This is a genomic window from Streptomyces sp. NPDC054047 (genome assembly GCF_055585065.1).
Genome location: NZ_JBVJKV010000003.1, coordinates 240591 through 254286, shown reverse-complemented (window position 1 = coordinate 254286; position 13696 = coordinate 240591). Strand labels below are relative to the sequence as shown.

Sequence of the window (13696 nt, the reverse complement as noted above, 5' to 3'; positions counted from 1 at the left end):
CTCATGCCGTGGGGAAGTTCATCAGGGCCACCGGGTCGGACGTCGGCTCCTCGGAGCCGCCCGTCGGCTCCACGGTGATGCCGATGCCGGACGCCTGGTCCACCGGGCCGTCGAGCAGCACCGCTTCGGTGCCGCGCGCCGGATCCATCAGACCGGCCGAGCGCATCGTCCCGTCGTCGTTGAACCACAGTTGATAGACCTTGCCGGACGGCGGCCGGGGCATCTTGGCCGCCACGAAGGCGGCCTGGTCCAGGCTCTTGGCCACCACGACCGTGCCGGTCGCACCGTCGGCGAGCCGGGCGGTGGACGCCTTGGCGTCCGGCGCGGCGAGCACCTGGGCCAGCTGCTCGGCCTGGCGCTGCGCCTGCTGCGTACGCTCGCCCGCGTCCTCGGCCCGCTGGTGCTGCCACACGGCGATCCCGCCGAACCCCGCGGCGACCGCCAGGCAGGCGGCGAGGGCGAAGCGGGACAGCTGCCGTCCACGGCCCGTCCCGCCGGTGGTCCTCCCCGGTGCGGGCGTATGCGGGGGCAGTTGGCGGACCGTGGCGATCTGCCGCAGCACCTCGGCCTTCATGGCCGGCGGAGGGGCGACCGACACGGCGCGGGCAAGACGTCCTGCCGTGGCGGCCAGTTCGCGCACCTCCTGGGCGCAGGCCTCGCACGCCTCCAGGTGCCGCTCGAAGTCCGTGCGCTCCTCGTCCGAGAGGGCGTGCAGGACGTACGCGCCCGTCATCGTGTGCAGATCGGCGGTGCTCATGCGCTCACCCCCAGGCAGTCGCGCAGCCGGATCAGGCCGTCCCGCAGCCGGGTCTTGACCGTCCCCAGGGGCACGGAGAGCAGCTCTCCGACCTCCCGGTAGGTCAGCCCGCGGTAGTAGGCCAGGGTGACCGACTGTCTCTGCAGTTCGGTCAGGTTGCGCAGGCAGCGGCGCACCTGCTCGCGCTCCAAGCGGTTCTCCACCTGTTCGCTCACCTCGTCGAAGGCCGGTGTGCGTTCGAGCAGCGCCGCCTTGTGGTCGCGCTCGGCCGACGCCTGTACGGACCGCACGCGGTCCACCGCCCTGCGGTGCGCCATCGTCAGGACCCAGTTCATGACGCTTCCCCGCTCCTGGCGGTAGCGCGCGGCGGTGCGCCACACCTCCACGAGCACCTCCTGGGCGACCTCCTCGGACTGGGCCGGATCGCGCAGCACCGTGCGCACCAGGCCCAGGACGGGGGAGCTGACCGCGTCGTACAGCGAGGCGAACGCCTGCTGGTCGCCGCGGGCCACCCGGCTCAGCAGCTCGGCCAGATCGGGGCCCGCGGAGGGGGCCCCGCTGATGTGCACCACTTCGTTCACCCGGTGATCCTCCTGGACGCTGGTCGCCTTCACAGGTGATTCGGAGCCGGTGCGTCGCCGGATTGGCCGTGGGTCACGATTTCCGCGTGGTTCCCGCGGTGCGCTGTTCGGCCGTCCGTGTGATGTTGCGGGCCATGCCGCCGAAGACGAGCGCGTGGAACGGCGAGACGCTCCACCAGTATGCGTGCCCCAGCAGGCCGTGCGGATGGAACAGCGCCCGCTGCCGGTAGCGGGTGCGGCCCTTGTCGTCCTGTTCCGCGTACATCTCCAGCCAGGCGAGACCCGGCAGTCGCATCTCGGCCCGCAGCCTCAGCAGCCGCCCCGGTTCGATCTCCTCGACGCGCCAGAAGTCCAGCGAGTCGCCCACCCGCAGCCGCTCGGCGTCGCGGCGGCCCCGCCGCAGGCCGACCCCGCCGACGAGCCGGTCGAGCCAGCCGCGCACCGCCCAGGCCAGCGGGAAGGAGTACCAGCCGTTGTCCCCGCCGACGCCTTCGACCACGCGCCACAGGGCTTCGGGCGAGGCGGCCACGGTCTGTTCGCGCCGGTCGGTGTAGAGGCTGCCGCCCGCCCAGTCGGGGTCGGTGGGCAGCGGGTCGCTGGGGGCGCCGGGCACGGAGGCTGACGACCACCGGGTGCTGACCTTGGCCTCCTTCACGCGTTCGAGGGCCAGGGCGAGCGCCTTGTCGAAGCTGATCGGGACGCCGGGTGCGTCGGGGACGTGGTCGGCGATGTCGTGCTCGTGGCAGACGACTTCATAGCGCAGCGACTCGGCGAGGGGCCGGGCGATGGAGGCCGGTACGGGGGTGATCAGGCCGACCCAGTGGCTGGAGAGGCGCGGGGTCAGCATGGGGACGGGCACGATGAGGCGGTGGGGCAGCTTCGCCACGATGGCGTACTGGCGCATCATGTCGCGGTAGGTGACGACGTCCGGGCCGCCGATGTCGAAGGCGCGGCTGACCTCGTCGGGCATGGTGGCGCTGCCCACGAGGTAGCGCAGGACGTCGCGCACGGCGATCGGCTGGATCCGGGTGCGCACCCAGCTCGGCGTGACCATGACGGGCAGGCGCTCGGTGAGGTAGCGCAGCATCTCGAAGGACGCTGAGCCGGAGCCGATGATGACGGCGGCGCGGAGCATGGTGGTCGGTACGCCGGACTCCAGGAGGATGCGGCCCACTTCGGCCCGTGAGCGCAGGTGCGGCGACAGCTCCTGTTCCGGTACGCCCTCGGGGGTGAGCCCGCCCAGGTACACGATGCGCCGCACGCCGGCGGCGCGGGCCTGCTCGGCGAAGATCCGGGCCGAGGTGCGGTCCGTCTTCTCGAAGCCGGATCCGGTGCCGAGCGCGTGGATGAGGTAGTACGCGACGTCGATGTCCCGCATGGCCGCGCCGACCGACTCGGCGTCGGACGCGTCGCCCCGCACCACGTCGGCCCGCCCGGCCCAGGGGTAGTCGCGCAGCTTCTCGGGCGAGCGGGCCAGGCACCGCACCTGGTGCCCGGCGTCGAGCAGCTCGGGGACGAGGCGCCCCCCGATGTAACCGGTCGCCCCGGTCACCAGGCAGCGCAGCCCCTGCGCACCTTCGCCGCTGTCCATGGGCACCTCCGGCCTCAAGTCACGTCACGTCCCGCCAGTCCTCGGCTCCACCATCTCCCGGGGACGGCCTCTCGCGCGCGGTCAGGGCTGTCAGGGCGATCAGAGCGCAGGCGGCGGTGCGGTGCTCCGGCGCTGGACGAGCCTCGTGGGCACCAGCGTGGTGCCGCGCTCCGGCGTGCTCTGCCGCATCTGGCGCAGGACGCCCTCGACGCAGCGGCGCCCCACTTCGGCGAAGTCCTGGTGGACGGTGGTCAGGGGCGGCTGGAAGGAGCCGGACTCGGGGATGTCGTCGAAGCCGATGACGCTGACGTCGGCGGGCACCTCGCGGCCGCGTTCGTGCAGGGCGCGCAGCAGGCCGAGGGCCATCTGGTCGTTGGCGGCGAACACCGCCGTGCAGTCCGCCCGTTCGGCGATGCCGAGCCCGGCCCGGTAGCCGGACTCCGCCGACCAGTCGCCGCGCACGAGCGGTGGCGGGACGCGTCCGGCCTCCTCCAGCGTCGCTCGCCAGGCGTCGGCGCGGCGTTGCGCGGCGTACGAGTCCTCGGGTCCCGCGAGGTGCCACACGGTCCGGTGGCCGAGGTCGAGCAGGTGCCTGACGGCGTCGCGGGTGCCGCCCGCCTGGTCGGTGTCGACCACGGTGTAGCGGTCCCCCGCGTCCGAGTCGGCCACGACGACCTGGACATGGGGAGGCAGGGAGAGGGCCGCCGCGTCGAGCAGGTGCTTCTCCATGATGACGATGACGGCGTCGACGGCGAGCTCCCCGAGCCGCGAGAAGGCGCCGCGCACCTCGTCCTGGGTGGGGACGGCGACGGGGAGCAGGGTGACGGCGTACCCCTCCTGCGCCGCGGAGGTGGCGATCGCGTCGATGGTGCGTACGTTGCCCGTGGTGGAGAGGGTGAAGGTGATCAGGCCGATGGTGCGGAACTCGCCGCGTTTGAGGGCGCGGGCCGCGCTGTTGGGCCGGTAGCCGAGTTCCTTCATGGCGCCGAGCACCTGCATGCGGGTCTCCTCCGTGACGCCCGAGTACCCGTTGGAGACGCGGGAGACGGTCTGCGAGGACACGCCGGCGAGCCGGGCCACGTCGGCCATGGACGCACTGTGCCCGCGGCGCCCGGCCCGTTCCGCCGTGCGTTCTGCCGTGCGTTCCCCCGGGGCGCCGCTCGCCGGAGTGCCGCTCACCGGGGTGCTGTCCGTTGCTTCCACTGTCTCCCTTGCTCCCACCGTCTCGCCCGCCGCGTCCAACTCAGTCTTCTCCAGCGACCCTTGACCGTCGCCATCGGGGCGGTGTAGACATTCCGCCACCGAATGTTTACGTAAACATAACACTCAGCGGCGCCTGGCTCAGGCCCTTGTCACACCGCGATGTTTACGCAAACATCGCGGCACGTGACGCCGGCTCCGAGATGGACGAGCGAGGAAGAACATGACGACGCTTCACCTAGAGGGGGCCGCGGCGCGGCGTCCCGCTCCACCCCCCTCTCCACGGAACCGCCGTTCCTGGACGGGCTGGGGTTTCATCGGCCCCTTCGTGGCGGTCTTCGCCCTGGTCTTCCTGGCGCCCCTCGCCTACTCGGTCTACCTCAGCCTCTTCCGTGACCAACTCATCGGCGGCACCACGTTCGTGGGCCTCGACAACTACGAACAGGCCCTGACCGACAGCCAGTTCTGGGCGGGCCTGGGCCGGGTCTCGCTGTTCCTGGCGGTCCAGGTCCCGATCATGCTGGGCATCGCGCTGCTCGTGGCCCTCGCGCTGGACAGCGGCCGCCTGTACGGCAAGGACTTCTTCCGGATCTCGGTCTTCCTGCCCTACGCCGTACCCGCCGTGGTGGCCTCGCTGATGTGGGGCTTCATGTACGGCACCCGGTTCGGGCTCGTGGGCGACATCAACGACGCCCTGGGCGTCTCGCTGCCCGACCCGCTCTCGCCCTCGCTGGTCCTCGCGTCGATCGGCAACATCGTCACCTGGGAGTTCGTGGGCTACAACATGCTGATCTTCTACTCGGCGCTCCGCGTCATCCCGCACTCCCTCTACGAGGCTGCGGAGATCGACGGTGCCGGTCAGCTCCGCGTCATCACGGCCATCAAACTCCCCGCGATCCGCGGCGCCCTGGTCATCGCGACGATCTTCTCGATCATCGGCAGCTTCCAGCTGTTCAACGAGCCGAGCATCCTGCAGAACCTCGCGCCCAACGCCATCACCACCGACTACACCCCGAACCTCTACACGTACTCGCTGTCCTTCTCCGGCCAGCAGCAGAACTACTCCGCGACGGTCGCCATCGTCATGGGCCTGATCACCATGGTCATCGCGTACGTCGTCCAGCTGCGCGGCATGCGCAAGGGAGCGTGACCCGATGACCGGACCCAGCAGCCCCGTCACCACCGTCTCCCCCACCGTTCCCGCCCCCGCCCGCGCCCCGGGCGCCGCGCCCCGGCTGCGCACACCGCGGGTCCGCACGTCCCGCCGGCACACCGCGGGCCGGCCCCGGCGCAGCGTCCTGCTCACCGTGCTCACGAGCCTCGTCCTGCTCTACAGCCTGGTACCGCTGCTGTGGCTGGTGATCAGCGCCACCAAGACCCAGGAGGGGCTCGCCGGTTCGTTCGGCCTGTGGTTCGGCGGGGACTTCGCCCTGTGGGACAACATCAGCGCCACGTTCACGTACAACGACGGCGTCTTCACCCGCTGGTTCCTCAACACCCTGCTGTACGTGGTGGTCGGGGCCGGGGGCGCCACCTTCCTCGCGGTCCTCGGCGGCTACGCGCTCGCGAAGTTCGACTTCCTCGGCAAGCGCGCCGTCTTCGCCGTCGTCATCGGTGCCGTCGCCGTGCCCGGTACGGCCCTCGCGGTGCCCACCTTCCTGATGTTCAGCAAGATGGGCCTGACCGACACCCCCTGGGCCGTCCTCATCCCCTCGCTCATCTCGCCCTTCGGCCTCTATCTGATGTGGGTCTTCGCCACCGAGGCCATCCCCACCGAGCTGATGGAGGCGGCCCGCATCGACGGGGCCAGCGAGCTGCGCACCTTCTTCCAGGTCGCCCTGCCCCTGCTCGCGCCGGGAACCGTGACCGTCCTGCTGTTCACGATGGTCGCGACCTGGAACAACTACTTCCTGCCGCTGATCATGCTCAAGGACCCGGACTGGTACCCGCTGACCCTGGGCCTGGACAGCTGGAACGCCCAGGCCGCGACCGCGGGCGGCGACCCCGTCTTCCACCTGGTGATCACCGGTTCGCTCATCACCGTCCTGCCGCTGATCGCCGCGTTCCTGCTGCTTCAGAAGTACTGGCAGTCGGGGCTGGCCGCCGGAAGCGTCAAGGAGTAACTCCCGCACGCCAGTCGACCCCTGTTCCACCCCCTTGTAGGACCACGGAGAAGTGGAAGCATCGCCATGCCCAAGAACACCCGCCGCCTGCTGCGCGGCATAGGTCTCGTCTGCGCCCTCGCCCTGGGGGCGACCGCCTGCGGCGGCTCCGACGACGACTCCGGCCAGAAGCAGGTCTCGGCCGCGGACATCGAGGCGGCCCTGAAGAAGGGCGGCAAGGTCAAGGTGTGGGCATGGGAGCCCACCCTCGACAAGGTCGTCACCGACTTCGAGAAGGAACACCCCCGCGTCGACGTCGAGTTGGTGAACGCCGGCACGAACAAGGACCAGTACACCGCCCTCCAGAACGCCATCTCGGCGAAGAAGGGCGTCCCCGACGTCGCGCAGGTCGAGTACTACGCGCTGAGCCAGTACGCCCTGACGAAGTCCGTCACCGACCTCACCCCCTTCGGCGCGGACAAGCTCGCCGACTCCTACTCGCCGGGCCCGTGGAACGCGGTGAAGTCCGGTGACGGCGTCTACGCCCTGCCGATGGACTCCGGCCCCATGGCCCTCTTCTACAACAAGAAGGTCTTCGACAAGCACAAGATCAAGGTGCCGACGACCTGGGACGAGTACCTCCAGGCCGCCCGCAAGCTGCACAAGGCCGACCCGAAGGCGTACATCGCCAGCGACACCGGAGACGCGGGCCTGACCACCAGCCTCCTGTGGCAGGCCGGTTCACGCCCCTACAAGGTCGACGGCACCAAGGTGGGCATCGACTTCTCCGACAAGGGCGCCCGCGCCTACACCGAGACCTGGCAGAAGCTCATCGACGAGAAGCTCGTCGCGTCGATCAACCCGTGGACCGACGAGTGGTACAAGGCCTTCGGCGACGGCACCGTCGCGACCCTGCCCACCGGCGCCTGGATGCCCGCCAACTTCGCCTCCGGCGTGAAGGAGGCCTCCGGCGACTGGCGCGCGGCGCCGCTGCCGCAGTGGACCGCGGGCGCCAAGGCCAGCGCCGAGAACGGCGGCAGCTCGCTGGCCCTGCCGGAGCTCGGCAAGAACAAGGAACTGGCGTACGCCTTCGTCGAATACGCCAACTCCGGCAAGGGCGTGCAGACCCGCATCTCGGAGGGCGCCTTCCCGGCGACCACCAAGGACCTGAAGTCCAAGGCGTTCCAGGACACCGAGTTCCCCTACTTCGGCGGCCAGAAGGCCAACAAGGTCTTCGCCGAGTCCGCGGCGAACGTCGCCGACGACTGGAAGTACCTGCCCTACCAGGTGTACGCCAACTCGGTCTTCAACGACACAGCGGGCAAGGCCTACGTCTCCGGCACTCCCCTGTCCAAGGGCCTGAAGTCCTGGCAGGACGCCTCCGTGAAGTACGGCTCCGAGCAGGGCTTCAGCGTCCAGAAGTGACGCGGCGCCACGACCGCACTTCCTGGTACGTCCCCAGCACCCCCGACCACTCCCTTGCACCCCCGAGCAACACTCCCCGGAAGGACCACCATGCCCCCCACCCTCCCGTCCCGGCTGCTGCGCGGACCGGACGGTGACGCCACACCCCGGCTCGTGTACGGCGCCGACTACAACCCCGAACAGTGGCCGCGCGCGGTCTGGGAGGAGGACGTCCGGCTGATGCGCGAGGCCGGCGTGAACATCGTCTCCGTGGGGATCTTCTCCTGGGCCCGCATCCAACCGGACCGGGACACCTGGGACTTCGCATGGCTCGACGAGGTCATGGACCTGCTGCACGCGGGCGGCATCGGGGTCGACCTGGCCACCGCCACCGCGTCCCCGCCGCCCTGGCTCACCGCGGCGCACCCGGAGATCCTTCCGGTGACCGCGTCCGGTGAGACGGTGTGGCCGGGGGCGCGCCAGCACTGGAGGCCGACCTCGCCCGTTTTCCGCGAGCACGCGCTGCGCCTGGTGCGCGCGATGGCCGGGCGCTATGCCGAGCACCCGGCCCTGGTGGCCTGGCACGTGTCGAACGAGCTGGGCTGCCACAACATCTACGACTACTCCGACGACGCGGCCCGCGCCTTCCGCGACTGGCTGCGCGCCCGCTACACCACCCTCGACGGCCTCAACCACGCCTGGGGCACGGCCTTTTGGGCGCAGCGCTACAGCGACTGGCAACAGATCCTGCCCCCTCGGCTCGCGGCTTCGCACCCGAACCCCACCCAGCAGCTGGACTTCAAGCGCTTCTCCTCGGACGCGCTGAAGGAGTACCTGCGGGCGGAGCGCGACGTCCTGCGCGAGCTGACCCCGCAGGTGCCCATCACCACGAACTTCATGGTGATGGGCGGCACCAAGGGCATGGACTACGCCGACTGGGCGGGTGAGATCGACTTCGTCTCGAACGACCACTACGTGGTGCCGGGGCCGCAGGCCCGGGACGAGCTGTCCTTCTCCGCCAACCTCACCAGCTCCATCGCGGGCCACCGCCCGTGGTTCCTCATGGAGCACTCCACCAGCGCCGTCAACTGGCAGCCGGTCAACCTGGCCAAGCGCGAGGGCGACCTGGCCCGCGACTCCCTGCTGCACGTCGCGCACGGCGCCGACGCCGTGTGCTTCTTCCAGTGGCGCCAGTCGGCGGCCGGCGCCGAGAAGTACCACTCGGCGATGGTGCCGCACGCCGGAGCCGACAGTGAGCTGTTCCGCGCGGTGACCGGCCTGGGGCAGACCCTGAAGGCGCTCGCGCCCGTCGCGGGGACCGAGCGCGAACCGGCGCGCGTGGCCGTCCTGTTCGACTGGGATTCGTGGTGGGCAAGCGAGCAGGACTCCCACCCCACCTCCCTCCTCGACTACCACCAGGAGGCCCTGGACTGGTACTCCGCGCTCCTGGCCCTCGGCGTCCGCGCCGACGTCGTGACCAGGCGGACCGAACTCGCCCCGTACGACGTCCTGATCGCGCCCGTGCTGCACGTGGTCCCCGAGGCGCTGGCCAAGGACCTCACGCGCTATGCCGAGGGCGGCGGCCATCTGATCACGACCTACTTCTCCGGCATCGTCGACGAGAACGACCACATCTGGCTCGGCGGCTATCCAGGAGCACTGCGCGACCTGCTCGGCATCCGCGTCGAGGAGTTCGGGCCGCTGCCGGCCGATGACACGGTCGAGCTGGACAACGCCACCACGGGCACGGTGTGGAGCGACCGGATCACCGTCACGGGGCCGGAGGTGGAGGTCCTCGCCCGGTACCGCACCGGTGCGTACGCCGAGCGTCCGGCCGTCACCCGCCGTGCGGCCGGGCGGGGTTCGGCGGCGTACGTCTCCACCCGGCTCGGCACGGACGGCCTCGCCGCCCTGCTGCCGCGGCTCCTCGCCGCGGCCGGAGTCGGCAGCGAACTGCCCGCCCCCGCGCGCGGACGCGTCGAGCTGGCCGTACGCCGGGACGCCGACAGCCGCTACCTGTTCCTGGTCAACCGGACGGACGACACCGTGCCGCTGCCCGGACTGACCGGTGACGTCCTGATCGGCGGGTCCCCGGATGCCGCGGACGGCGGTCTCGTCCTGCCGCCCAGGGACGTCGCGGTCCTGCGAACGACCAACCTGCGATCGACCAACCCCTGACACCACCGAAGCGCACCTACGTAGGGAGCACACGTTGGCACCTCGTACCCGCACGCGTCGCACGCGCACAAGTCGTCCCCGTACGAGACGACTCCTCGGCATCGTCGGCATCACCGCCCTGGCAACCGGGGCCGCCCTGCTCACCGCCCCGCCGCAGTCGGCCGCCGCGGCGTCCGCGGCCGTCACCGTCCGGCCCGACCCCTCCTACCAGCACGAGAAGTTCGAGGGCTGGGGCACGAGCCTGGTCTGGTTCGCCAACGCCACCGGCGACTACCCCAAGGAGATACGCGAGAAGCTGGCCCGGCTCCTGTTCGGCGACGACGGGCTCGCCCTGAACATCGCCCGCTACAACATCGGCGGCGGCAACGCCCCCGACGTCAAGGACTACCTGCGCCCCGGCGGCGCGGTCGACGGCTGGTGGAAGGCCCCGGCGGGCACCACCCGCGAGGACACCGACTGGTGGAGCGCCACCGACCCGGCGGACTGGAACCCGAAGGCGGACGCCACCCAACGCTGGTGGGTCGACCGGATCAAGGACGACGTCGACCACTGGGAGACGTTCAGCAACTCTCCGCCCTGGTTCATGACCGAGAGCGGCTACGTCTCGGGCGGCTTCGACGCGAGCACCGACCAGCTCAAGACGGAGTCCGTCGACGATTTCGCCTCCTACCTGGTGGGCGCGACCCAGCGCCTGGAGAAGGCCCACGGCATCAAGGTCGACACCCTCGACCCGTTCAACGAACCCAACACGAACTACTGGGGCACCCGCCTGGGAGCGGACGGCGAACCGGTCGGGGGCCGCCAGGAAGGCGCCCACATCGGCCCCGAGCTCCAGCAGAAGGTGATCGGCGCGCTCGACCCGGCGCTCGAGAAGTCCACGACCGGCGCGGAGATCGCCGCGATGGACGAGACCAACCCCACCACCTTCACGCGCAACTGGAACACCTACCCGCGGGAGGTGCGGGACGCCGTCGGCCAGATGAACGTCCACACCTACGGCACCGACGGACGCACCAGCGTGCGCGACCTGGCCAAGGCGGCGGACAAGCCGCTGTGGATGAGCGAGGTCGAGGGCGACTGGGGCGACGGGCAGGACTTCGACGACATGCGCCCGGGCCTCGGCATGGCCCAGCGGATGGTCGACGACCTGCGGGAACTGGAGCCCAAGGCCTGGGTGTTCTGGCAGCCGGTGGAGGACTACGACAACATGAAGCCCGGCGGCGAGTCCGCCAAGGGCGGCAACTGGGGCAGCATCCAGCTGCCGTTCAGCTGCACCTCCAAGGACACCCTGGAGACCTGCCCCATCCGGACGAACACCAAGTTCGACACGGCCCGCAACTTCACCCACTTCATCAAGCCCGGCGACCGCCTCGTCAAGGTCGACGACACCTCCAGCGCCGCCGCGGTGACCCAGAAGGGCAACGGGGCGACGGTCGTCCACGTCAACAGCACGACCGAGGAGCGCGCGGTCACCGTCGACCTGTCCAAGTTCGGCCAGGTGAGCGGCAGAGCCACCGTCACCCCCGTGGTGACCAGCGCCGACGGCAAGCTCGAACGGCACGCCGCCCTCGACGTCAGCGGCAAGAAGGCCACCTTCACGGTGCCCGCCCAGTCGGTGACCTCGTTCCTCGTCGAGGGAGTCTCGGGCGTCGCGAAGGACGCCGCCCTGCTGCGGAAGAACCACACGTACGAGCTGACCGGCGCCCAGAGCGGCAAGGACCTCACCGTCGCCGACGACGGCACCGGCCTGGTCATCAAGCCCGCGGCGGACACGGACGGGCAGCGGTGGCGGCTGCGGCAGATCAGCGGTGACACCGGCAACCAGCGGCGGTACGTGTTCACCGACCCGGCGGGAGAGAAGCGGCTGGCCGTCCGGGACGGCGCCCCGGTGGCCGAACCCGACACAGGGCCCCGCGACAAGGCCGTCCAGTGGATCATGTCCACGACCGGTGACGGCACGTGGACCCTGGTCAACGCGGCCACGGGCAGGCTCCTGGAGGTCGGCGGCCAGGCCACGCACGACGGAGCCGCCGTCACGACGTGGACACCGAACTCCGGAGCCAACCAGCGCTGGAAGGTGACCGATGTGACGGCCCGCGCGGCCGGCTCGCAGCGCGGATAGCCGTGCCACACCGCAGGGGGTCCGATTCACCCGTCGGGCCCCCTGCGGTGTGTGGCTCGCCGCCGTCTCCGCGAGGCTGGGCGAAGGCCCTTGTCCGATGGTGATGGGAGAAACGGCCTCGCGGGGGGTACCCGGCTGCACCAGCGCCGTGCTGACCACGTACCGAGGCTTCGCCGTGGTGCCCCATCGGTCCATCAGGAGAAGACATGACCCCGCAACGCGAGACGGTTGACGAGTCGTACTGGATGGCGACCACGCCCGGTACCGGGTATCCCACCCCCGACACCGATCTGACGGCGGAGGTCGCCGTCGTCGGCGGTGGCATCGCCGGGCTCTGCACCGCCTGGGACCTGGTCCGCGCCGGCCTCGACGTCGTCGTCCTGGAGGCGGACCGGATCGCCGCGGGCGTCAGCGGCTACACCACGGCCAAACTGACCGCCGCGCACGGCCTCGTCTATGCCGGCATCGAGGCGAAACACGGCGCCGACGACGCCCGCCTCTACGCGCTCTCGCAGCAGGAGGCGGTCGAGCGGACCGCCGCCCTCTGCACGGAACTCGGCATCGACGCGGACCTGGAGCAGGCCCCCGCCGTCACCTACGTACAGGACCCCGGACGCGTCGACGAGGTGAAGCAGGAGGCAGCGGCGGCGCGCCGGGCCGGGCTCGACGCCTCGTTCGTGACCGAGACGGAACTGCCCTTCGACATCGCCGGTGGCGTACGCGTCGACGGCCAGCTGCAGTTCCATCCGCGCAAGTTCCTGCTGGCCCTGGCCGAGAACATCACCCGCGCCGGGGGCCGCATCTTCGAGCGCACCCGGGTCACCGGCCTGCACGACGGCGCCCGGTGCCGCCTGACCACCGAGTCCGGCGCCACGATCCGGACGCGCGACGCGGTCGTCGCCACGCACTACCCGGTCTTCGACCGCACCCTGCTCTTCACCCGCATCAAACCCCGCAGGGAGCTGGTGATCGCGGCGCCCGTCCCGTCGGACACGGCGCTTACGGGCATGTACATCACGCCGGAGCACGGGACCCGCTCCCTGCGCAGCGCCCCCTACGACGCGGGGCGACGGCTGCTCGTCGTCACCGGGGAGTCGTTCGAGCCGGGCGCGGGCGGCGTGCGCGAACGGTTCGACCGGCTCGACTCCTGGGCACGCGAGCACCTGCCGCACTTCGCCGAGGCGGACAGCGCCTACCGCTGGGCCGCCCAGGACAACGACTCCGCCGACCACCTGCCCTACGTGGGCCACGCCCACCCCGGCACCCAGCACGTCTTCGTCGCCACCGGCTTCGGCGGCTGGGGCATGAGCAACGGCGTGATGGCCGCCCGCCTGCTCACCGCGCATATCGCCGGAGGGCCCCGGCCCGCCTGGACCGACCTGTACGACCCGCGCCGCCTGCCCCCGATCCGCGACGCGGGCCAGATCGCCTCCTACCAGGCGTCCGCGGCGAAGCACTTCGTCGGCGACCGGCTGCACACCAGCCACGTCGACTCGCTGACCGACATCCCGCCGGGCAGCGGAGCCGTCGTACGCCTGCACGGCAAGCGGTGCGCGGTCTACCGCGACGAGAGCGGGCACGCCACCGCGCTCTCCGCGCGCTGCACCCATCTGGGCTGCCTGGTGCAGTTCAACGACGCGGAACGGGTCTGGGAGTGCCCCTGCCACGGCTCACGCTTCGCGACGGACGGCTCGGTCCTGCACGGCCCCGCCACGCACCCCCTGGAACCCCGCGAGACCCCTGACCCCCCGGCGTGATCCC

At 71.0% G+C, this 13696-nt stretch carries 10 protein-coding genes; 6 read left to right on the top strand and 4 right to left on the bottom strand.

Translation table 11 applies throughout. The annotated features are described in order from the left end of the window. Position 1: 1 nt before the first annotated feature. The 4 genes from ACZ6ZP_RS12875 to ACZ6ZP_RS12860 all read right to left on the bottom strand — a co-directional run bounded on the left by ACZ6ZP_RS12875 (position 2) and on the right by ACZ6ZP_RS12860 (position 4018). Positions 2 to 757 carry an anti-sigma factor gene (locus tag ACZ6ZP_RS12875; protein ID WP_351157322.1) on the bottom strand — a complete coding sequence of 252 codons (756 nt, stop codon included), beginning with the start codon at positions 755 to 757 and terminating at the stop codon, positions 2 to 4. Continuing rightward, positions 754 to 1338, bottom strand: coding sequence for a sigma-70 family RNA polymerase sigma factor (locus ACZ6ZP_RS12870; protein WP_351157325.1), 585 nt, complete (start codon positions 1336 to 1338; stop codon positions 754 to 756). Before ACZ6ZP_RS12870 ends, ACZ6ZP_RS12875 begins: the two co-directional genes overlap by 4 nt. A 73-nt stretch (positions 1339 to 1411) precedes the next feature. Continuing rightward, positions 1412 to 2929: an SDR family oxidoreductase gene (locus ACZ6ZP_RS12865; RefSeq protein ID WP_351157327.1), complete on the bottom strand. Its 1518-nt coding sequence runs from the start codon at positions 2927 to 2929 to the stop codon at positions 1412 to 1414. A gap of 99 nt (positions 2930 to 3028) precedes the next feature. Next, positions 3029 to 4018 carry a LacI family DNA-binding transcriptional regulator gene (locus tag ACZ6ZP_RS12860; protein ID WP_383816418.1) on the bottom strand — a complete coding sequence of 330 codons (990 nt, stop codon included), beginning with the start codon at positions 4016 to 4018 and terminating at the stop codon, positions 3029 to 3031. 334 nt (positions 4019 to 4352) lie between these two features. Between ACZ6ZP_RS12860 and ACZ6ZP_RS12855 the strand changes: the two genes are divergently transcribed. The 6 genes from ACZ6ZP_RS12855 (at position 4353) to ACZ6ZP_RS12830 (ending at position 13692) form a co-directional block, all read left to right on the top strand. Next, positions 4353 to 5279 (top strand): carbohydrate ABC transporter permease, encoded by a 927-nt coding sequence (locus ACZ6ZP_RS12855; protein WP_351157329.1) that lies wholly within the window; start codon positions 4353 to 4355, stop codon positions 5277 to 5279. 4 nt (positions 5280 to 5283) lie between these two features. Next, the gene (locus ACZ6ZP_RS12850) at positions 5284 to 6252 is read left to right on the top strand and encodes a carbohydrate ABC transporter permease (protein WP_351157331.1); all 969 of its coding nucleotides are present in this window, start codon (positions 5284 to 5286) and stop codon (positions 6250 to 6252) included. Positions 6253 to 6318: 66 nt separating this feature from the next. Beyond that, positions 6319 to 7656: an ABC transporter substrate-binding protein gene (locus ACZ6ZP_RS12845; protein WP_383816414.1), complete on the top strand. Its 1338-nt coding sequence runs from the start codon at positions 6319 to 6321 to the stop codon at positions 7654 to 7656. A gap of 90 nt (positions 7657 to 7746) precedes the next feature. After that, entirely contained in the window at positions 7747 to 9813 is a 2067-nt protein-coding gene (locus tag ACZ6ZP_RS12840) for a beta-galactosidase (protein WP_469406729.1), read from the top strand. 34 nt (positions 9814 to 9847) lie between these two features. Then, on the top strand, positions 9848 to 11935 hold the full coding sequence (locus ACZ6ZP_RS12835) for an RICIN domain-containing protein (protein ID WP_469406728.1): 2088 nt from the start codon (positions 9848 to 9850) through the stop codon (positions 11933 to 11935). 206 nt (positions 11936 to 12141) lie between these two features. Beyond that, positions 12142 to 13692, top strand: coding sequence for an FAD-dependent oxidoreductase (locus ACZ6ZP_RS12830; protein WP_469406727.1), 1551 nt, complete (start codon positions 12142 to 12144; stop codon positions 13690 to 13692). Positions 13693 to 13696 lie beyond the last annotated feature (4 nt).